Consider the following 23,306-nt stretch of genomic DNA (forward strand, 5'->3'; position numbering starts at 1 on the left):
TATAGCAATAAAGTGACAATGCAGGTGTACCGGATTAGGTACAGGTTTAGGCTTGGTGACTTCAGGCATTTAAGGATATAGGGATGAAATCCGGCGGATAGCTGGTTATGGGGAGGATCTACATGAAAACAGCAACAATACGAAGAGAAGACGTTGAACTTCTGGCACCCGCTGGTGACTGGGATTGTATGCGTTCAGCGGTAGCCAATGGCGCAGATGCAATTTTCTTCGGAGTCGAAAAGTTTAATGCACGAGCACGGGCGAACAATTTCCGCATGGACGAGCTGCCGGAGATTATGGCGTTTTTGCACAGTTATGGCGTAAAAGGTTTTTTGACCTTTAATATATTGATTTTTGAAAATGAATTGACGGATGCCAAAGAGCTGATTGATGCATGTGTCGATGCTGGCGTGGACGCTGTAATTGTTCAGGACTTGGGTCTGGTGAAGATGATCCGCGAAATTTCTCCGGATTTCCCGATTCATGGTTCAACACAGATGACGATTACGTCACCAGAAGCGGTTGAGTTTACGAAGCCGTTTGATATGGAACGTGTCGTTCTGGGACGAGAGAACAACCTGAAGCAGATCCAGAAGATCGGTGAGCAGGCGAAGCTTCCAATGGAAGTATTTGTTCATGGTGCGCTGTGTGTATCCTACTCGGGGCAGTGTCTGACTTCCGAAATGTGGGGAGGACGTTCTGCCAACCGTGGGGAGTGCGCACAAGCTTGTCGTCTTCCATACGACCTGATGGTGGATGGAGTGCACAAGCCGATGGGTGATGTAGCCTATCTGTTGTCTCCGAAGGACCTGGCAGCGATTGATCTGATGCCTGAACTGATCGAAGCAGGAGTAACTTCTTTCAAAATTGAAGGACGTCTCAAAACGCCTGAATACGTAGCAAACGTAGTAAGCAAATATCGTAAAGCGATTGACCGATATTTTGATGGAGATAACACACCGCCAAGCAAGGAAGAAGTTCGCGAATTGCAGCAGAGCTTCTCCCGTGGATTTACACATGGTTTCCTGAGCGGTACAAACAACAAAGAATTGGTGGATGGAACATTCCCGAAAAGCCGTGGTGTCTATCTTGGTCGTGTAGATCAAGTATTGCGTGATGGTGTGGTTCTGAAGCTGGATGCACCCGTGAAACGTGGAGACGGGATTGTATTCGACGCTGGAGACCCGACTCAGAAGGAAGAGGGCGGACGTGTATACGATGTGCGTCGCAAAGGCGTAAAACTCGAAGGCGAAGCCGAAGAGGGCTGGATCGTTGACGTTGTGCCAGGCCGCAGTGACGTGGATCTACGTCGTGTTAAAGTTGGCGACAAAGTGTGGAAAACGAATGACCCAGCGCTGGATAAACGTCTGCGTCAAAGCTTTGAGACTGAGAAGCCGTACCGCGTATTCCCAGTGAAAGTTAAGGTTATCGGCAGCCCAGGGCAGCCGCTTAGCACGTGGTGGACAGACGTACAGAAGGGCACGACCGTCCGTATTGATTCCGAGATGGAACTGGACATCGCACAGAAGCGTCCAATGACACATGAATTGCTCGAAGAGCAGTTCGGACGTCTGGGAGGCACGGTGTTCCAGCTGGAAGGAATGGATGTCAACCTGCACGGTGACGTTATCATCCCAATGCGCGAGTTGAATAACATTCGCCGTCAGGCGGTAGAACAACTCGCGGGCGAGCGTCCTAAACCGCCCGTCTACGTGAAACGAGCGGTAGATGTGTACGGCGATTCAGTTAAACCGGCATCGCCAGTCGCTCGCGGTCAAGCAGAACTGACCGCGCTCTGTCGCAGCCTGCCACAAGTGGAGGCAGCGATTGAAGCGGGAATCGGCATGATCTATGCGGACTTCGAGTTTATCAAGCAGTTCCCTGCAGCCGTGGAAGCTGTGCATGCCGCTGGTCGCAAGATCGCGCTGGCAACACCGCGTATTCACATGCCTGGGGAGAACGGATATCATAACAACATCCTGCGTCTGAAGCCGGATGCGGTATTGGTACGTAATACAGGTGCACTGTACTTCTACCTTCGCCACCGTATGGAAAACCCGGATGCGACGCACCCGGAACTGATCGGCGACTTCTCATTGAATATCGCCAATCACAAAGCAGTTGAATTGTTCCTGGAAGCAGGATGTGACTGGATTACGCCATCCTATGACCTGAACATTCAACAAATGGTTGATTTGCTGGGCCACTCCCGTACAAGTCAGACCGAAGTGGTTATCCATCAGCATCTGCCGATGTTCCACACCGAACACTGTGTATATTGTACGTTCATGAGTGAAGGAACGGACTTTACAAACTGTGGACGTCCTTGTGAGGAACAGCGTGCATCCCTGCAAGACCGGATCGGCATGTCTCACCCGGTACGTGTGGATGAAGGTTGCCGCAATACGGTATACAATGCCGTGGAACAGTCAGGTGCCGAGTATCTGACTAACTTTATGGATCTGGGTGTATCCCGTTACCGTGTGGAATTCCTCGAAGAGACACCGGAGCAGGTGCGCGAAGTAATTGATCTATACAACCGTGCATTGCGCGGTGAGATCAGTGGTACACAAGTGTGGAAAACACTAAAAGCAACGAACCAACTGGGCGTTACACGTGGTCAATTGGTGAAATAAACGGATTGTGTGTTACATCAACATTTACAAGCAAGCATGAAGCAACCCCAAACTCTGCTTTAAGGAGCTCTTGGGGTTTTTTCACATCATGACACAGGAGGCGAAGAAGCGTGGCGCCATTCACAATCATGGATATTAAATTGCTGTGCGGGGTCACGGCATTCAAGCGTGGAGAAGATTATAACCAATCTGGCAGGGTGACCAATCTGGTGGTCAGTGAAGATCAGCTCCATTACGAGGCACAGGTACGTGGATCGGAGCGTTATCAGGTGACGGTGGATGTAGATGGATCGGGTGAGATTGTGGCAGGCTGCAGCTGTCCGGGTGATGGCAGGCATTATGACTATTGCAAACATGTGGCCGCTGTCCTGTTGGCTATTCACGAATGGGGTGAGCAGCAGGAGCGTAATGCCACGATTGCTTCGGGGAAGACCTCTCCGCCTTCTACAGGCCAAGTACCTGGTTCCACCAGCTCAGGTTCCAAGTCCAGGGTAGGGACGCTGGTCGAAGAGAGCATGTGGGAGCGCCCTCAGTCTGCTTCACAACGAGAGCAACTGAATAATGCTCCAGAGCTTCCTCCGGCTCACTTTGCCCAGGCAGGTCGTCCAAGCTCAGCTTCGGGTTGGGGCCGATCAGCAGATAAACCTTCTTACCGTACGGCGGATCAGATTCTGTCTATGTTTGCCAAGGATCGGAGAACGCTGCACGGAAATGACCGTAAATACACCGCTCCTGTCAGCCGATCCTCCTTGCGGGAAGAGTTGCAGATTCAGTTTATACTCAAGCTGATACAAGTTCACAAGGGTGGCGGGAAACTCGCTCTTGAATTGAAAGTGGGTAACAAACGTCTGTATGTGGTGCAGAAAGTGAAGCAATTCCTGAACTGCATTGAGAAGGGCGAGCCGATGTCATTTACCAAGTTGTTCCACTATGATCCGCTGATGCATGTTTTCACACAGCAGGATCAGGCGATTCTCTCGATGCTTATTCGAATGAGACAGAGTGAGGAGGCGTATCGCCAATCTATTTCCGGTTATTTGGGAGCTTCGGATGGACGTGATATTTTAATTGCTCCGCTCGTATGGAAACCGCTGCTGGAATTACTACTCCAGGCTGACAGCCGGATGGAGGGCACGGGATTCGCCAATGGACCACTCACGCTCGGTGAGGGAGTACTGCCTTTATTTTACCGGATTGCCCAAGGAACAAATGAGGGATATCAGCTTGAAATTTCCGGATTGCGTGAGCTGATTCTTCTTCCTGCCTATGATGCTGCCGTAGTGGAAGGACAGTTGCATATGTTGGAGCCGATGCAGATGCGAAGTCTGGAGGATTTGAGTGGGGCACTCACTTCTTATGGGATCAAGGAAAGCATCGATATCTCGACCCAACAGGTAGATGAGTTTGTTCAGCATGTCGTGCCAGAACTGCGTACGCTCGGACATCTGTCCATTGATTCACAGGTGCGTGAACAGATTGCGGAACCGGAACTTTCACCGAAGCTCTACATCGACTTCTATCGTGAACGGATCACAGCGCGTCTGGAATTCGACTATGAGGTCATGGTTATTAATCCGCTGGCAGAGTACTTGATAGATGAAGAAGAGAAAAAAGTTATTTTGGTGCGTGACCGATACAAAGAGCGAAATCTGATTGAACGGCTCGATCGTTCTTTCCTGGAACGTGATGGTAGTGTCTGGGCGAGTGAACGGGAAGATGCCATCTATGATGTCATGTATCATCTCTTGCCTGAGCTTGAAAAACAGGTAGACATCTATATGCCAAACGCCGTGAAGGCCATGGTGCAATCCTATCCCACACCGCCGAAAGTACGAGCAGATTTGGGGAGAGGACTGGACTGGCTGGAGATTTCATTCGAGATGGAAGGTGTGGACGAGCAGGAGCTTCAGGAACTCATGCGTCGCATTGTGGAAAAAAAACCATATTTCCGTCTCAAGAACGGTGTTTTTCTCTCGCTTGAAAATGAAGGTGCAGACAGCTTCGCTCATATGGCCGATTCACTCGGACTTGGAGCAGGTGACATTAAGAGCAGCCATATTCGGCTGCCAGCTGTCCGGGCGTTACAATTGCCAGGCAGGGATGAGGTTTCCGGTCATGTGAAGTGGGGAGGCTCCCTGAAACGTTTCCTCGATGATCTGCGAGATCCCGAGAGGATGGATTTTGCATTGCCGGAAGCTCTCACTCCCATCCTGCGGGATTATCAGAACAGCGGATACCAGTGGCTGCGTACCCTCGCTTATTATCGTTTTGGCGGCATTCTCGCGGATGATATGGGTCTTGGCAAAACGTTGCAAAGCATCGCCTATATCACAGCGGTTCTTCAAGAGAAGCCTGAGTACAATATGGACCATACGGGCGGTGATAAATACCGGGAGAGCGGATCATTACGGGGTGGTGAAACGCTAGCGACTTCCGACATCGATCCCGAAACTGGACTCCCATTGGATAAGTTGGCTTCAGAGAATACAGAGGGTTTATGGTCCACAATGCAGCAGGATGAACTGACGATCCGAACGAGGGTCATTCATCCTCCTGTACTGGTCGTAGCGCCTGCCTCACTGACCTATAACTGGGCTAATGAGTTTACGAGGTTCGCTCCGCATCTGAAAGTGCTGATCGCAGCAGGCCAGAAAGAAGAGCGAGCCAATATGCTTTCAGGCATGGATGAGGCAGATGTGATTGTGACGTCGTATCCTCTGTTGCGACGGGATCTGGACACTTATCTAGGCCGAACATTCCATACGCTCATTCTGGATGAGGCTCAGGCAATCAAAAATGCTTCTTCCCAGACCGCGCAGGCGGTCAAACAGATTCAGGCCCCGCGCCGTTTTGCACTCACAGGTACGCCTGTGGAGAACTCGTTGGATGAATTATGGTCCATTTTTGAAGCTGTGTTCCCTGGGTTGTTTCCAAGTTACAGAAGATTCCGCGATCTTCCTCCGGAACGGATCTCGCGGATGGTGCGTCCGTTTATTCTGCGCCGCCTGAAGAAGGATGTGCTGGAAGAATTGCCGGATCGCATTGAAACGGTACAGCGGTCAGAGCTTACGGTTGAACAGAAGAAACTGTACGCCGCGTACCTCTCTGAGCTTCAGGATGAAGCATCTAAGGACATGGAGGATAACGGTTTCCAGAAGAACCGTATCAAAATTCTGGCAGGCATTACGCGTTTGCGTCAGTTGTGTTGTCATCCGGCGCTCTTTGTCGAAGGGTACCAAGGCGATTCCGGGAAAATGGAACAGTTGCTCGAAACGGTCGAGGATTGTTTGGCTGCAGGCAAACGTATTCTTATCTTCTCCCAATTTGCGAGCATGTTGAACCTGATTCGTCAGACGCTCGCAGCACAGGGAAGAAATCTGTTCTACTTGGATGGTCAGACCCCTGCACAGAGCCGTGTTGAGATGTGCCGCAGATTTAATGAGGGCGAAGCTGAACTGTTCCTGATTTCACTAAAGGCTGGGGGAACAGGGCTAAACTTAACGGGCGCAGATACCGTTATATTATATGATCTATGGTGGAATCCCGCGGTGGAAGAACAAGCCATTGGCCGTGCCCATCGTATGGGACAGAAACAAGTGGTGCAAGTCATCCGCCTGGTTACCGAGGGTACGATCGAGGAGAAGATTTTGGAGCTCCAGCAGCGGAAGAAGGACTTAATTGCCGAAGTGATCGAACCGGGAGACGGGGGATCGACGACCTTATCCGAACAGGATATCCGCGAATTGTTGATGGTATAATGGAGTCCAAGCATCCTAGAACTCAGAATCATTAAATATATTAAAATATGTATCTAGCAAAAGGAGTAGGTTCGTATGCAAATTCGTAAAGCAATTATTCCAGCCGCAGGGCTGGGTACCCGTTTTTTGCCTGCCACCAAGGCGATGCCGAAAGAAATGTTACCCATCGTGGACAAGCCGACGATCCAGTACATTATTGAAGAAGCCGTAGCTTCTGGCATTGAAGATATCATTATTGTGACGGGTAAAGGGAAACGGGCCATTGAAGATCACTTCGACTATTCTTTTGAGCTGGAGCAGAATTTGGCGGGCAAACAGAAATGGGACCTACTCAACGAAGTACGCAAGCCCTCTGAGATGGCAGACATTCATTATATCCGCCAAAAGGAACCAAAGGGACTTGGTCACGCCATCTGGTGCGCACGTAAGTTTATCGGCAACGAACCTTTTGCCGTCCTGTTAGGGGACGACATTGTGGAAGCGGACCATCCCTGCCTGAAGCAGATGATCGAGGTCTATGATGAACTGCAATCTCCAATCGTTGGTGTACAGCCTGTCGATTGGAATGAGGTATCCCGCTACGGGATTGTAGACGGAGAGTTGCTGACCCCTACCGATGAACGGGTTTTTCGTGCTCGCCGCTTAATTGAGAAACCAAAGACTGAGGATTCCCCGTCTAATCTTGCTATTATGGGACGATACATTCTTACACCGGATATCTTCGAGATACTAGGTCAACAATCTGCTGGCGTGGGGGGCGAAATCCAACTCACGGATGCCTTGTCCCGATTGAATGAGCGGCGGCAGATTCTCGCATATCATTTTGATGGTCTGCGTCATGATGTTGGTGAGAAGTTAGGTTTTATTGAGACATCGATTCATTATGCGTTGCAGCACCCGGATTTGCGGGAGGATTTGTTGGCGTACCTGAAGAAGATAGTGGCGTCGAACTAATATATTTCTAATGAATAAGATCAAAAAAAAAGGTTTGCCCTCTGAAGAGGGCAAACCTTTTTTTTGTATGGAGTTATAGAGGACAAGTATTGCATTTTATTAGAAATTCAGTTCTGCTATCTGTTTAATCTCGTCTGCTTCGTTAGGTTCGACAGCGATAAGCTTATCATATATAGCTTGATCTTGTTGTCCATCCTTCGTTAGAGCGGCAAGGTACCAACGAGCAACCTCACGGTTGGTAGCATCGGTCAGATCCTCTGCAATCCCATCCTTAAGGATAGAAGCAGCTCCAGCTGAATCATTTAACATATATTTTATTTTCCCTGCGTTCAGAATCATTGTTGGAGTGAGCTCGAATGGCTGCCCTTGGAGCTGTCCTTCAGGAAGAGTCTGTAGATGCTCTACTCCATCAATAACATGCTGATAGGCTCTCAGGCCTGAAGTGAAATAAGATTCCTTCTTAGCTGTATCGCCTTGTCCGAGCGCTTGATATCCAAGATCAAATGAGCGGCTAATTAGCTGTTCGTACCATTCCATATCCCAGATATAGTTGTTGGCATATTCTTTTTGAAGAGTATAGGCCAGTTCATTATCACCTTTAAGCTCATAGAGTTGAATCAACTGTTTAACCATACCTTTGTTGTAGGGTTCTGCCTTTAGTCCTTTTTGAAGAAGATCTACGCCAGCATTGTAGAACTGATCATCTTGTGTTTGTTGAAAACCTTGTTGGTATAGCGAAGAAAGCGTCAGCAGGGAATCAGAATGTGCACTGCGAATGGCTAGGTCCTTATCCAGTGGAGCTTTGATTTCCTCAAAAGATTGGCTGGCTTCTGCAACTTCCTTCGCTGCATACGCATAATGATTTGCTTGCAAAAAGCGCACGGATACAATCAACAGTACAATGATCGATACTCCGGCAATAGCGGCATAGATTCCTCGGGCAGCAGATGAGCTTACTTTGAAACGCTGAATTGGCCTTGGGTCAATCGCTGCCGCCATGCCCCCAAACCCGATAAACACCAGCATGCCAATGAAGACGTAACTCATATTGAAATCGAGAAGACTCAATACCAGAATAGTCATGGACAAAATGAAAAATAAAAAATGTGACTCTCTTTCGCCTTCTTCTCTTCGCAAGTAGCTGCGAACGAATTTATAGAAGATATACAGAATAAATGACATGAAAATGATAAATCCGATAATTCCGACTTCCACCAAGTACTGCATAAAGAAGTTATGCGCCTGCGCACTAACATATGGATTGTTCTGATACTTCTCGTACAGCGCGTTCCAAGCCCCACCACCTGCACCAATCAATGGGTAATCTGCAATGACTTTGGCGGCATCTTTGTAGAAGGTGATTCGTTCAAGAACACTGTGCTGTTGGAAGTTGATATTCTCAAGTCGTGTGCTAATGCTGTCCGGCAAAATGTTACGCACGCCCGTACCGAGCAAAAGCACGGCAACAACAACGGTTAGAACTACAGAGCCTAGTGGAATCCATAGACTTGACGCTTTTCTAGTCGACCAGGATTGGAGCTTGCCTTCAAGTCTAGGGGCTACAAAGCACTGGATGACCCAACACAACAAAGCAATAACAAGAGAGGCTCCAATGAGGATCGCCCAGCTCTTAGCTGCAAGAGAACCTGTGAATTGCTTTTGTAATTCAAGTCCTGCAGTATTAATTGGGTTTAAAACCAGCAGAGTACCAAACGCTGAAACCCCGCAATAGATAAACCATAAAATTTGTTTGGCTGGTTTAAGCAAGAGTAACAGGATAACAAATACGATAGGCAACATAACAAGTCCTGTACGCGAGAGCGTAAGTAGTAGCGACAGAATAATCGGTACAAGCATGAAGCCATGCAACAGTTGTGTTAGTGCTCTTTTGGAACGAATCATGCTGAAGATCGAAATAAATAGAAATGCCATTAGAAATGCTGCGTATGTATTGGGATACTGAAACACGGACGCAAGCCGGGCACCATTGGAATCATTCCAGATGGCCTGATTATACACCCCATTAACTACACCGGCAGAGAACCATCCAACTAGTTTACCTGTAAATTTGAAGGCTCCCAGCCAATTTAACAAACCAAAACTGACAATAACATATGCAATTCCTATTAAGGAAGATTGTATGATATGATTGATTTTGTTGTTTTGGAGCAGGTACATCGTCATTACAAAAATCATGGCATAGATACATTGGATGAGAAGCATGTTATTCGCCAAGTATTCTGATGCTGCATTAATGAGTGATAGTACATAGGTAAGAGGAAGTAATAATACCGTTACTTTCAACCAATCCTGTTGTGTTTCCAAATTAATTCTTTTGAAGTAAACGGCTACCCAAAGGATGAACAGGAGGGTTGTAATGATAACAGCCCAATAAATGGGTGCCTCAAATTGAAGCAATTGACCGTTAAATAGCGCAACTTGGAAAGCGGACCAGAGTAAAAATAAGATAAGTCCTATGGATAATGACCATAGGAGCATCGATGCCGAATTGGTTTTAGCCTTACTCGACGTTTTCATTTGTTTCCCGTATACTGGATTCGACAAGGTACGAGTCTCCTTTTCTTGTAGATACGACAATATTTTATCACAATCTCAATTCATAAGGCTATTATATCAGTTTTATTTAAATGGTAATGGAGTGAAAAAAGTTGGATTTATTATTAGACTTATTTAGAAATAGGAGAATGCTATTCTCACTTTCCTTTAATGATTTTAAAACAAAGTACACGGGATCTTTTTTCGGTGTATTATGGGCTATCGTTCAACCACTAGCAACAATTTTTGTCTTCTGGTTTGTTTTTCAGGTCGGATTGAGAACGACGCCTACGGATAACAATGTGCCGTTTAGTTTGTGGCTAATTTGCGGTCTTGTTCCGTGGTTCTTTTTTTCTGATGCCTTATCCAATGCAACCAATAGCTTTTATGACTATAACTATCTAGTGAAAAAGATCGTGTTTAAAGTAAGTATGTTGCCCTTGATTAAGGTTATCTCTTCCTTGTTTATTCATATTGTATTTCTCTTGTTTCTTTTAATAGTGTATCTGGCTTATGGCTATTCTATTAGTTGGATTTCCATTATTTCGATACTCTATTTTTCGTTTAGCACATTTTTACTTGTGACCAGTATCAGCTTTATCACCTCATCGGTAGTGCTTTTCTTTAAGGATCTTGGGCAAATTATTAGCATTGTTCTTCAATTTGGAATGTGGCTGACGCCAATCATGTGGTCCACTGAGCTGATTCCTGAGCACCTGCAGTGGATTTTTAAGATTAATCCGCTGTATTACATTGTCCAAGGCTATAGAAGCTCTCTCTTATACGATAAATGGAGTGCAGAGGTTCTAGCGATGACTCCATGGTTTTGGATCGGGGTGGTAGTTACCTTCATCTTAGGGTTACTGTGCTTTAAGAAATTGAAGCCCCACTTTGCTGATGTATTATAAGGGGAAAGAGGTCAGTTATGGATAATGTATCAATAACAGTGAATAATGTTAGCAAGCAGTATAAGCTTTATGAGAAGCCTATAGATCGGCTTAAAGAGTCACTTCATCCGCTTAATAAGAAATATCATAGAAGTTTTGATGCTTTAAAGAATGTAAACATAGAGTTGAGAAGGGGGGAGACCATCGGTATTATCGGTAAAAATGGTTCCGGGAAGTCAACCTTGCTCAAGATCATAACAGGTGTGCTATCTCCAACCTCTGGAGAAGTGATTGCACGTGGTAAAGTCTCTGCTCTGCTGGAATTAGGGACTGGCTTTAATCCAGAGTTTACAGGGATGCAGAACATTTACCTTAACGGCAGCATTATGGGGTACACTAAAGAGGAAATGGAAACGAGAGTTCCAAACATCCTGGAGTTCGCTGGAATTGGGGACTTTATTCATCAGCCAGTAAAATCCTATTCTAGCGGTATGTTTGCCCGATTGGCCTTTGCAGTTGCAATTAATGTAGAGCCGGAAATACTCATTATTGATGAAGCACTGAGTGTAGGGGATTTTGTATTTCAGAATAAATGTTATTTGAAAATACAAGAGCTACAGAAAAAAGGTATTACTATTTTGCTAGTCACACACAGCAATCAGCAAATTATTAAGTATTGTGACCGAGCCATCCTTTTAAATGAAGGGAATGTAATTGAAGACTCTTATGATGTTGAGCGTGTTGTATTCCACTACGAAGAGTTGATGAGAAATGTAAATCACAGTAGTAATGAGGATTCGGAGCAATCGTATCATGCCGAAGTGAATCCTGTTCAAGCTAATGAAGAAATGAACGAGCACCGGTTCGGAACACATACAGCATTTATTAATGATGTGTTTATTACCAGCAAAGAAGGAGTATGGGAGGACGATCTGATCCTGAAATCAGGCTCTCTTGTACGTTTGAAAATAGCAATTGTCGCCGAACGCATCTTTGAATCTGTTGTCATCGGAGTCTCATTCAAAGATGTTAATGGTGTTGTGTTGTGGGGCGATAACTCATTAGAGGCCGGTCAATCTATCTCTTTGAAAAAAGGTTGGAATTACTTCACTTTTGAATTCAACATGATTTTTTCCCCTGGGGAGTATCTATTGTATTTGGGGTTGGCTGATATCAGTACGGAGCCTAGAGTTGAGCTTGATCAAAGGTGGCCCGTCAAAAAAATCAATGTGATTAGTACTCGAAATATGGCTGAGGGCTATATATATGCTCCTGCTAAATTGTTCATTGATTAATTGTTCTATACTATCTAATTTCATAACAGTTTCGGAGGGATTTATTTGAAAATCGTAGCTTTTTTACCTGCAAAAGGGGAAAGTGAGCGGATCGAGTCTAAGAACTTGAAGTTGCTAAACGGAAAACCTCTTTTTTTATATACGCTTGAGAAACTAATGGATTGCGATTTCTTTGATGAAGTCTATCTGGATACTGATAGTGAAGAAATTATTGAGCTTGCCAGCGAGACAGGCTGTAAAATCATGCGTAGAGATTCTCGACTTGCAACGAATAAAACCGATGGACATCAGTTGTTCATGAATGAGGTTAATCATACTGAGGCGGACATCTACGTTCAGATACTATGCACAAGTCCATTTATTGATAAAGAGACTATTAAGCGTGGTATCGATATTTTGAAAAATGATAGCAGCTATGATTCGGTAGTGATGATCAAGAAAGATAAGCAATACACTTGGGATCAGAATGGCCCTTTATATAATAAGGATCATATTCCTAATAGTAAGGATCTGCCGGATACCATTATTGAAACAATGGGGCTATACATTGTTAGAAGAGAAGCTGCTCAACGTCATCAAAAAAGATATGGAGAAAAAGCATTCCTAATTGAGGCTTCACCTCTTGAGGCTGTGGATGTCAATTACCCAGATGAGTTTGAACTTGCAAACATTATAACGGCTGGTATTCATCAAAAAGAAGTCCAATATTTGCGTAATATCAAAAATCATTTGTCCAGTTCGTTACTGTCTGACATTCTGGATGATTTGTCCTTGAATGGTGTTATTAGCGATCTGAATCTTAACCTGGAAGGCAAAAAAATCATAGGCAGAGCAAAAACATTAAAACTTCGAACTCTTCAGCCGGGAGAAGATTACAAAGGTATCTATGACGCTTTGGATTCTTATAAGACAATTGTTGATAATGATATTATTGTTGTTGAAAACGAGTCCTCGGAGAATGCCTATTTTGGTGAATTGAACGCCAATCTTGCCATTCGCTCTGGAGCAGCCGGTGCAATCATAGGTGGAGTGACTCGAGATAGCAGGGAAGTTAAGGGATTGGATTTTCCGGTATTTGCAAAGGGATACAACTGTCAGGATGTTCGTAAAAGAGCCACAGTTGAAAGTATGAATAAGACTATACAAGTTAGCGGCATTTTAGTTCGAGCAGGGGATCTGATCTTCGGCGATAGTGATGGAGTTGTGGTTATCCCTAGAGCGCATGAAGCTGAAATTTTAAAACGGGCTGCAGATTCCGTTAAGAAGGAGAAAGATGTTCTTACTTCCATATTTGAGAAGACAGAAGCAATGGATATATATATAAAAGTAGGGGAATTTTAGTGAGGAACTGAGAGATGAAGATGGACTACATTGTAGAAGCTAAGCGTATTTTTCAGAAAGAAATTGATGGGTTGACGCATATGCAAGAACATCTGGGGCAGGAGTTCTCGGAGCTTGTGGAGCTGGTATTAAACTGTGAAGGCAGAGTGATTCTAACTGGCGTCGGAAAGTCAGGATTAATCTGCAGAAAAATCTCGGCTACAATGTCAAGTCTCGGCACTTCTGCTTACTATCTGCATCCCACAGAAGCTGTACATGGAGATTTGGGCTTTGTGCAATCCAAGGATTTGGTTATTGCTGTTAGCAATAGTGGTGAAACCGATGAGTTGCTGCAAATTATCCCATCTGTTCAGATGATTGGTGCAACCATTGTGGCAGTTACGGGTAAGGATAACACCACACTTGCTAAGTTCGCGCTCCTGAATATCGTACTTGCTTTTACAGAGGAAGCTTGCTATTACAATCTTGCTCCAACAACGAGTACTACAGGCACGTTAGTTTTTGGAGATGCATTGGCCCTTGTAGTATCTAGAGCTAATGGTTTTGATAAAGGGGATTTTGCTCTCTATCACCCTAGAGGGAATTTAGGTAAGAAGCTACTGCTAAAGACAAGTGATCTAATGTATAAGGATGCGAAACTTCCCAAGGTCCTGCTTAATACGGACTTTAGGGAGGTTGTTTTTGAAATGAACTCTAAAAGTATGAAAATGGTAAATGTAGTCGACTCATCTGGGAAACTGTTGGGTATTATTACCGATGGAGACGTTCGTCGTAGTCTGTATGAGCATGAGCTTATCTCGCAGATCAAGGTGAAAGATATTTATCAACCGAACCCAGTTACCATTTCGGAAGATGCTCTTGCCATAGATGCGATGAAAGCAATGATCAAAGATGAGTTTACTTATTCCTTCTTACCAGTTATTGATGAGCATGCTTATTTAAAAGGAGTAGTTACTTTTATTGATATTGCCAAGAGTGGAATTAGTGTCTGAGGGGGAAATGAAGATGAGTGATGTTAGACAAGTAATGATTAGCGAGAACGTTAGTATTGGGGGAACAGGGGCTCTTGCTTTTATTGGTGGTCCGTGCGTTATCGAAAGCGAGGAACTTGTCATGGAGACGGCTGAGAAAATCCATGTCATAACTGAAAAGCTTGGCTTGAGCTTTATTTTCAAATCCTCATTTGACAAGGCTAATCGTAGTTCGATTACTTCCTATCGTGGACTTGGAATGGAAGAGAGCATGAAGATTCTTGACAAGGTCAAAAAAACATTCAATGTACCGGTAATTACTGATGTGCATGAGACCTGGCAATGTGATATTGCTGCCGAGGTCGCGGATATTTTACAAATACCGGCTTTTCTATGCAGACAAACTGATTTATTGATAGCGGCAGCCAAGACAGGGAAAACGGTTAACGTTAAAAAAGGACAGTTCCTCTCCCCAGGCGAGATGAAGAACATTATTACGAAGCTAGAAGAAGTAGGACATGAGAAAATATTATTAACAGAGCGTGGAACTACTTTTGGATATAATAATCTAGTAGTGGACATGAGGGGATTGGTTGAGATGCGCAAGCTAGGCTATCCGATCGTTTTTGATGCCACGCATTCTGTTCAGCGTCCGGGTGGTATGGGGACAGTCACCGGCGGTGACCGTGAATTTGTACCATACCTGATGAATGCAGCAGCAGCAGTTGGAATTGATGCTATATTTGCGGAAACTCATCCAGATCCAGATAATGCTCTTTCAGATGGCCCTAATATGATTCCATTAGATCAACTTGAAGGTGTTCTGGAGCAGGCGCTGCGAATTCATGAAGTAGCAAAAAAAAAAGTTTGAGTGGAGTGTATAAGCCTTCATTAAAGGCCTCGGAAGATACATTGAAAGAGAAATTAACGCAATGCAAATGGTTGATTACCGACATAGATGGTGTTCTGACGGACGGAAAAATGAACTTGACGGAGAATGGCGACGAGTTTAAGCAGTTCCATGTGAGAGATGGTATTGCAGCAGCTTTGTTGAAAGAAAAAGGTTTCAAATTAGGCGTGCTGAGCGCGGGGTTTGCTAAGAATGCTATTAACAAGAGGTTCAACGCTCAAGGATTCGATTATATTAGTGTGGATGGAACATCCAAACTGGATAGGTTTCAGCAATTCTTGCTAGATAATCATACTTCATCTGATGAGGTCATTTATATCGGGGATGATATCAATGATGTTGAGGTCATGAAACGCTGTGGTTTAGCTATTTGCCCTAACGATGCTCACTTCTCGGTATTTGATCATTGCGATTGGAGACTGAAGACTAAAGGTGGGAATGGGTGTCTACGTGAAATTGCAGATTATATATACTTCTGATATCTGATATAGAACGCCAGGGAGGAGGAGCTAGAAGTGAATATACTTTTTTATGTGGAGCCACTAATTGAATTGGAGAAACCGTATTTTAAAAAAGGGTGGTTGACGGGGGTTTGTGATACAATCCTGACATCATTATCCAACCCTGCTCATAACATTACTCTTGTGTTAAATGAGGCTTTGTCGTTTGGTTTTGAGAATCGCGCTAATGTAGAAGCTATAACCTTATTCCAAAGAGAACTACTGAATCAGGGTGCTTATAACCAATTGGACCTATTAATCTCGTGGTATTGGGCTAGTTATGGTGAAGAGCAGCTGGAATATTATAAGGATCTTTTCTCCGAGAAGCTTTCTAAGCTGTCTAGTGCTCCTGATGTGATTCTGACTTTTAGTCCTGTTCCATTTTTAATGGCGTTATTTCCAGAGACTCTTATACTGCATATTGAATATAGCTTGTTCTCTAGAAAACCTTTCATTGAGACTTGGTATTTTGATCCTATTGGAATGAATGGAGGGGCTTACCTAAATAAGTACTGGAATAGTCTACAGGCGCAGTTTCAGGTTGAGGACATTGAATATGACAAAGTCAAAGAATTCAAAGCTAAAGTTCAGAATTTACTTACTATTAAAAGCCCGTTTAAGGAACAACTAGCCCCATATAAGGAAAAGTTCGATAAACTTATACTGTTACCATTACAGTTCAGCAGATATTATCTCTTTGACGGATTAACCCATTATAGAAGTCAGTTTGATTATCTGCTTGATGTGCTAGAGAAAGTGCCTGCACATACAGGTGTTATCGTGACGACACATCCTGAGTTCAGTATTTTATCCAAAGATATGATTGAATTTTTGCAAAAGAATTACTCTAATTTTATATATGATCAGACTTTTGAAGAGTACTATGCTTCCTCTCAGTATTTACTTGCTGAAGTGGACGCTGTGGTTACAGTATCTTCAAGTGTAGGCCTTCAGACTATTCTCTGGGATAAAGAACTTATAACACTGGGCAAGGACTTCCTGGATTTTATTGCACAGGGTAAGAATATAGAAAGATTAGACGACTTATCTAAACGGACAGATACTGATAAGCTACTATATTGGATTATGACGCATTATGCAGTACCGAAGTCTAGAATACAGGATTCTGAATGGTTTGAAAACTTTTTATCACGTTCTATTCATATGTATAGGCAAGGAGAGTCTCTTGGAAAATTCTATTACCCAATTGATGATGACAAGACTGGTATTGTGCAAGAATATATAGATACCTTGGATCAATCCATTCCAGAAAGAACTACTGCTCTCTCTTACGATACTCTTTTGAAAATTTCGCAAAATAATACAAATACCATGCCTTTTTTGGAGTGTTATCTCGACAAAGGAACGGGATTCACAGAGGAAGATTGTATACGTATTAAAATTCAGGGAAATGTCATGCATTTTGAAATTCCGATTGATAATAAAGGGATTTCAGCTATAAGGCTTGACCCAGTAAACAGTAAAGGGATTGCTACAATATCAAAGATTAGCATTGTAACTGAGGATGGATTGGATGAGCTAGATATATTGGAAGCAAATGCTGAGTACATTCGGGATCGGACCTTTTATTTTTTGAACAATGATCCCCAATTGTTGTTGGAGTGGAACTATGAAGATAAATATATTCAGAAATTAATGCTGGATATTGAATATCGAGCTATCGGAGCTATAGACCCCGAAGTGTTTTTAGACATCATTAAGGAATTTTCCCAACAGCTTAATGACATTAGTCAGCAGTATCAGCATTACCAACAACAGACACAAGAGGAAATAGATGCGTTAAATCATCAATTATCCGAACACCAAGAAGAGAACGGGCATCACGTACAGAAGATTAACGAGCTAATGAAACAAATTTCGGATTATCAAATTAAACTATACTCTTCAAATGAAGCCTATAGAAAATTGCGTGAGGATACAGAAATAGAAGGGTTACGAAAAGATTCAGAAATTCAAGCACTTCAAAACGAATTGCGTTTAACTACTTCTCGACTTGAAGAGTTATTCAACTCCTATTCTTGGAAAATAACAAAACCAATTAGGTTTGTCAAAAATAAAATTAGTCCCAAAAATAAATCGTAGGAGTCGGATATGAGAAAGCTAAGAAGCAATCTTAAGGTGTTACTAAGGAATTCCTATCATAAAATGCCTGTATCAGAGCAGACCAAAAAAAAGGCTAAAAATCTATTCTTTCGAACCTTTAAGGGTGTATTGAAGGATACTGGAACCTATAAAATTTGGGAGCAAAGCGTAGCTCAAGTACCTCAAACGGAGGTAGCTGCAGTACACAGCCATGCTCAGACAAATGATCCTATTGAAATTCAATATATTCAGGGACTGTTTAGAGCAGCTGACAGCAAATCTCCCCATTATGTCAAGTATAAAGAAGCATCTTTACCTCCACAGGACTTTGACGTGAGACTGATTGCCTTCTATTTACCACAGTTTCACCCTTTTTCTGAGAATGATGAGTGGTGGGGAAAAGGGTTTACAGAATGGACCAATGTAACCAAGGCTGTTCCGCAATTTGTTGGTCATTATCAACCGCATTTACCTGATGAGTTAGGCTTCTACGATTTGAGATTAGTTGATATTATGAAGCGTCAGGCTGAATTGGCCAAACAGTATGGAGTACATGGGTTTTGCTTTTATCATTATTGGTTTACAGGCCATAGACTGATGGAACGGCCCGTTGATCAACTTCTAGAGCATCCAGAGATTGATCTTCCGTTTTGTTTATGCTGGGCGAATGAAAATTGGTCCAGAAGATGGGACGGGCAGGAAAATGATATCTTAATAGAGCAGAAATACTCTTCTGAGGATGACCTTGCATTTATTAAGGACTTATCCAGATATATTAAAGATTCCAGATATATTAAGGTTAATGATAAAGCAGTAGTTCTAGTTTACAGACCTGCATTATTTCCTAACTTCAAAGAAACTGCCCAGATATGGAGAGAGTATTGCCGTGAAGCAGGTATTGGTGAAATTCATCTTTTAGGTGTATCTTGGGGAATCAAGCATCCGGATGAATTTGGATTGGACGGATTAGTTGAATTCCCACCACATTCAATCCATGAATATGGAAGCGAATTGATTAATCATGAATTTAATATCGTAAATCCTAATTTTAATGGTTTGATTTTTGATTATGAGAAGTATGTAAATGAAGAAAAGTATATATTCGAAACAGACTACAGAATGTACAAAGGTGTGTCTCCAAGCTGGGATAACACAGCTAGGAAACCTAATAATGGGACTATTTATCACAAATCCTCACCTGAGTTGTATAAGAAGTGGCTTAAAAATGCTATAAATCATACAAAATCAACTTTTGATGATGATAAAGTGGTTTTTATAAATGCATGGAATGAATGGGCAGAGGGAGCACACTTGGAGCCTGACCGGAAATATGGTTATGCCTTTTTGGAAGCTACAAGAGAATCGATAGTGGAAACGAATCAAGAGTTTGAGAGAAATATCGTTTTTGTATCCCATGATGCACACTTTAATGGAGCGCAACTCCTATCGTTGCACATTATTAAAGCTTTAAAGCAAAATTTTAACTACAATATTGAAATGATCTGTCAAGAAGGTGGAATTCTACTTACTGAGTTCAAAAAGTATGCTAACGTTCATGTACTGCATCCAACAGATAATAAACAGGAAACGGAAAAGTTAATTAAACGCTTGTCTCTGAAAAATTATAAAGTTGCTATTTCTAACACTGTGATATCTGGCGGTTTTGTGGAAGTATTCCACTATAATGGGATAAAGACAATATCGATGATTCATGAACTTCCAGGTGTTATAAAGCGGTATAAGGCAGAGAAAAGAGCAGAACAAATTGCGACTTTCTCAGAGAAGGTAATCTTTCCTTCCGACTATGTCAGTCAGAAATTTAGCGAGGAAGTCTATCGGCTAGACCAAGAAAAAACGATTATTTTGCCGCAGGGACTTTATAAGAACAACAAGTATAAGAACGACAATCGGACTGCTCGTGAGATGCTAAGAAGGACTTTGAATCTCCCAGATCAGGCTAGTGTAGTACTTGGAGTAGGCTATGCTGACTTAAGAAAAGGGATTGATCTGTTCTGCGAAGTTGCTACATCGGTTAATGATAGCAACTCCGATATCATATTCGTATGGGTAGGCAATTGTAATCCCGATGTAATGAGCTCAATCCCTGACCGACTTAAGGAAAACGTGGTTTTCGTCCCAGCTACACCTGAGGTGGATTTATATTACGCCGGAGCTGACCTGTATCTACTGACTTCAAGGGAGGATCCATTCCCTTCTGTAGTCATGGAAGCTATGAACGTTGGTGTACCTGTGATTGGATTTAAGGATGCTGGTGGATTTAGCGATATTGTTAATGAGAATACGGGGAAATTAGTTGATTTTCTAGACACATCTGGCATGACATCAGAGGTTATTGATCTGATTAACAATCGTGAACAGCTAGCTAAAAAGGGACAATTCGGTCGTGAGTTAGTGGAGAAACAGCACTATTTTATGGATTATGTCTATGAGCTTCTTCATTTGCTAGGGCATGAATTTAAGAAGGTCAGTGTAGTATTACCTAACTACAACTATGAGCGCTATCTGCCGGAACGTCTGGATACAATTGAGAAGCAGACCTATCCTCTGTATGAGCTGTTATTACTGGATGACTGCTCTAAGGACAAAAGTGCTCAACTGATAGAAGAATTTTCTTCAAACAGAGAAATCAGAGTAGTCAAACTACTAAACTCACAGAATTCTGGATCTGTATTCAAGCAATGGTCTAAAGGGATAGGCGAGGCATCTGGAGACTATATATGGATGGCTGAAGCGGATGACCTAGCATCACCTGAGTTTCTTGAAAAGGTTACAGTAGGCTTTCATAAAGATTCATCTGTAGTCATGGGATACACTCAATCCAAACAAATGGATAGTTATGGCCATATACTGGTCGATCATTATCTGGATTATACTCATGATTTGGATCCGTTGAAGTGGAAAAGTAGTTACTTGAATGATGGGAAGAAAGAAATCAGTGAAAGTCTGGTCATTAAAAATGCTATTCCAAATGTCTCGGGCACTGTGTTTAAGAAGTTTGATATTCAAGAGATACTGGGAGAACTGCTAGAATATAAGATTGCGGGTGACTGGCTCTTCTATACCTGGTTGTTGGAGAAGGGGAATATCTACTTTAATGAACAATCACTTAACTATCACAGAAGACATTTAAATAGTGTCACTATTAGTGAGAATAACCGATTGCATTACAATGAGGTTGTGAAGATGCAGGACTACATCATGGCTCGTTATGAGGTTACACCGACAATCCAGAACAAGGTGAATGAATATCGAGTGTTTCTTCAAGAATATTTAAAGCTAAATTAATTACCTGTAGAGTGAAGCTCTCCATATTGGATTGAGTTGCTCGTGGGATGCAAAGAGGTGTTATACTTGGGTTTAGCTAACATTGACAACAAGAGGCTCAATAGACTAGATGAAATTGAAGTATTGCGGGGGATTGCAGCATCTGCAATCGTTCTTTACCACATGTGGGCCTTAGGTGGCTTCCAAGGTGTAATACCTCTGGTCGACCAAATATCTAATTATCTTGGGATAGGAGTACCACTATTTTTTGCAATTAGTGCATTTTCGTTATTATATGGGTACTCTACCAAGATTTTTGATGAACAAAATTTAAAAAAATTTTATGTTAGACGATATTTCCGCCTTGCGCCACTATTCTATGTAATGTTAGTAGTTTATCTTATAGAGGCATTTTATGTATGGGGAGCAAAATATAGCTTATCTAATATTATCTTAAATATGACTTTTATGTTCCAACTGGTACCTTCACAGCATCAGAGTATTGTTTGGGCAGGATGGTCTTTAGGAATTGAGTGGGTCTTCTATCTATGTTTTCCTTTGGTAGTATTAACTACAAGGTCGAAAAAGTTACTCATTACAGTGTTTGTTGCCTTTTTGATGATTTCTGTAGGTTATTCCTCTTTAACTGCAGCGGTTGTTCAGGCAGATTCAAGTCTGGACTATATGAGTATAATGAAGCACTTTGTTTATTTTCTCTTGGGTGCTTTGGTTTTTATATGCCGACCTTATATAGAAATCATTAAAGCTAAATGCGCTTGGCTAAAAAATCTCGACATCATTATTCTTATTGCATCTGTTTCACTGTTTGTTATCTTGGAAAGATATATTCCTAAAGACATTGTAAGCTGCTTGCTATTTTTTACTCTAATGAGCTCTGCCTACATCGGGTTTTCTAAACTATTAAATAACCCTTTTACAAGACTATTAGGACGTACAAGCTACGGATTATATTTATTAAACCCTATTGCCATTGTGCTGCTTCAGCGTATGGGTTTGTATGAATTTATAGGCTCATTAATGCCTAATTCAGCCATTTGGTTCCTGGTAAGCAGTGTGATTTCATTTCTAGTCATTGTGGTTGGTTCTGTTCTGGCGTACTACCTCATTGAACAGCCTGGTATTCGTTTAGGGCAACGTTTGCTGGATTATAAGAAGAAAACGACAAGAGAAGGGTGAAGTGGATTATTTGAAAGGAATAATTTTAGCTGGTGGAAGTGGAACACGTCTATATCCTTTAACTAGATCAATTTCTAAGCAATTGATTCCGATCTATGACAAGCCAATGATATACTATCCTTTATCTATATTGATGCTGGCTGGTATTCGGGAAATACTTATTATATCTACACCAGAGGACACACCACGATTCCAACAATTATTGGGAGATGGATCAGAGCTAGGAATTCAATTAACCTATGAAATCCAAAGCTCACCTAATGGAATTGCTGAAGCATTCATTATAGGAGAGTCGTTTATTGGCGATGACAGTGTTGCTCTTATACTAGGGGATAACATCTTCTACGGACATGGTTTAACGAAATTGGTGAAGGAAGCCTCGGAGCGTTCTCATGGAGCAACTGTATTTGGCTATAATGTTAAAGATCCAGAACGATTCGGAGTTGTAGAATTCAATAAGGAAGGAAAAGCAATATCCATTGAGGAAAAGCCGGAAAAACCCAAGTCATCATATGCAGTAACTGGTCTATATTTCTACGACAATAGAGTTATTGAATTTGCTAAAAAGATCGAACCTTCTCCACGCGGTGAGCTGGAAATTACTGATATCAATAATGCCTATTTACAGGCCAATGAACTTAATGTGACCTTATTGGGTAGAGGATTTGCCTGGTTGGATACGGGAACACATGAATCTTTGCTTGAGGCCTCACAGTTTATTGAGACCATTGAGAGACGGCAGAATCAAAAAGTAGCTTGTCTTGAAGAGATTGCATTCAGAAATGGATACATATCAACGGGACAATTACGTAAGCTTGCTGAACCGCTCAAAAAGAATGCATACGGACAATATCTATTGGATATTGTAAACCGAGCTATAGAGGAATAAAGCGATCTAGGAAAGGTTGGAGAG

14 protein-coding genes and 1 pseudogene are annotated in these 23,306 nt (G+C 42.6%); 14 read left to right on the forward strand and 1 reads right to left on the reverse strand.

Annotated elements, in window-relative coordinates:
- The first annotated feature begins 122 nt into the window (after positions 1–122).
- The 3 genes from PAHA3_RS23395 (at position 123) to galU (ending at position 7,348) form a co-directional block, all read left to right on the forward strand.
- Entirely contained in the window at positions 123–2,636 is a 2,514-nt protein-coding gene (locus PAHA3_RS23395) for a U32 family peptidase (protein ID WP_062837047.1), read from the forward strand.
- Positions 2,637–2,746: 110 nt separating this feature from the next.
- Positions 2,747–6,394 (forward strand): DEAD/DEAH box helicase, encoded by a 3,648-nt coding sequence (locus tag PAHA3_RS23400; protein ID WP_062837048.1) that lies wholly within the window; start codon positions 2,747–2,749, stop codon positions 6,392–6,394.
- A 75-nt stretch (positions 6,395–6,469) separates the two neighbouring features.
- Positions 6,470–7,348: a UTP--glucose-1-phosphate uridylyltransferase GalU gene (galU, locus tag PAHA3_RS23405; protein ID WP_062837049.1), complete on the forward strand. Its 879-nt coding sequence runs from the start codon at positions 6,470–6,472 to the stop codon at positions 7,346–7,348.
- 99 nt (positions 7,349–7,447) lie between these two features.
- Here the strand turns inward: galU and PAHA3_RS23410 are convergent, their stop codons facing one another.
- Complete coding sequence (locus tag PAHA3_RS23410; RefSeq protein WP_062837050.1) at positions 7,448–9,913, reverse strand: O-antigen ligase family protein; 2,466 nt, start codon at positions 9,911–9,913, stop codon at positions 7,448–7,450.
- Positions 9,914–10,017: 104 nt separating this feature from the next.
- Between PAHA3_RS23410 and PAHA3_RS23415 the strand changes: the two genes are divergently transcribed.
- The 11 genes and pseudogenes from PAHA3_RS23415 (at position 10,018) to rfbA (ending at position 23,282) form a co-directional block, all read left to right on the forward strand.
- Complete coding sequence (locus PAHA3_RS23415; RefSeq protein WP_235599539.1) at positions 10,018–10,812, forward strand: ABC transporter permease; 795 nt, start codon at positions 10,018–10,020, stop codon at positions 10,810–10,812.
- 17 nt (positions 10,813–10,829) lie between these two features.
- On the forward strand, positions 10,830–12,086 hold the full coding sequence (locus PAHA3_RS30610) for an ABC transporter ATP-binding protein (protein WP_062837052.1): 1,257 nt from the start codon (positions 10,830–10,832) through the stop codon (positions 12,084–12,086).
- Between the two features lie 45 nt (positions 12,087–12,131).
- On the forward strand, positions 12,132–13,427 hold the full coding sequence (locus tag PAHA3_RS23425; protein WP_062837053.1) for a cytidylyltransferase domain-containing protein: 1,296 nt from the start codon (positions 12,132–12,134) through the stop codon (positions 13,425–13,427).
- A 14-nt stretch (positions 13,428–13,441) separates the two neighbouring features.
- Positions 13,442–14,419, forward strand: coding sequence for a KpsF/GutQ family sugar-phosphate isomerase (locus PAHA3_RS23430; RefSeq protein WP_062837054.1), 978 nt, complete (start codon positions 13,442–13,444; stop codon positions 14,417–14,419).
- Positions 14,420–14,453: 34 nt separating this feature from the next.
- Positions 14,454–15,269 (forward strand): 3-deoxy-8-phosphooctulonate synthase, encoded by an 816-nt coding sequence (gene kdsA, locus PAHA3_RS23435; protein ID WP_235599548.1) that lies wholly within the window; start codon positions 14,454–14,456, stop codon positions 15,267–15,269.
- Between the two features lie 5 nt (positions 15,270–15,274).
- The gene (locus PAHA3_RS23440) at positions 15,275–15,787 is read left to right on the forward strand and encodes a KdsC family phosphatase (protein WP_235599549.1); all 513 of its coding nucleotides are present in this window, start codon (positions 15,275–15,277) and stop codon (positions 15,785–15,787) included.
- 36 nt (positions 15,788–15,823) lie between these two features.
- Complete coding sequence (locus PAHA3_RS23445) at positions 15,824–17,911, forward strand: capsular polysaccharide export protein, LipB/KpsS family (RefSeq protein ID WP_062837056.1); 2,088 nt, start codon at positions 15,824–15,826, stop codon at positions 17,909–17,911.
- A 63-nt stretch (positions 17,912–17,974) separates the two neighbouring features.
- Positions 17,975–19,255, forward strand: a pseudogene (locus PAHA3_RS30970) (glycosyltransferase WbsX family protein); the annotation flags it as partial.
- A gap of 24 nt (positions 19,256–19,279) precedes the next feature.
- Positions 19,280–21,217, forward strand: a complete 1,938-nt coding sequence (locus tag PAHA3_RS30975) for a glycosyltransferase (RefSeq protein ID WP_062837125.1) — start codon at positions 19,280–19,282, stop codon at positions 21,215–21,217.
- A 66-nt stretch (positions 21,218–21,283) separates the two neighbouring features.
- On the forward strand, positions 21,284–22,393 hold the full coding sequence (locus tag PAHA3_RS23455; RefSeq protein WP_062837057.1) for an acyltransferase family protein: 1,110 nt from the start codon (positions 21,284–21,286) through the stop codon (positions 22,391–22,393).
- 10 nt (positions 22,394–22,403) lie between these two features.
- Positions 22,404–23,282: a glucose-1-phosphate thymidylyltransferase RfbA gene (gene rfbA / locus PAHA3_RS23460; protein ID WP_062837126.1), complete on the forward strand. Its 879-nt coding sequence runs from the start codon at positions 22,404–22,406 to the stop codon at positions 23,280–23,282.
- The last annotated feature ends 24 nt before the right edge of the window (positions 23,283–23,306 follow it).

Source organism: Paenibacillus amylolyticus (genome assembly GCF_001570725.1).
In the GTDB taxonomy this organism is placed as follows: Bacteria; Bacillota; Bacilli; order Paenibacillales; family Paenibacillaceae; genus Paenibacillus; species Paenibacillus amylolyticus_A.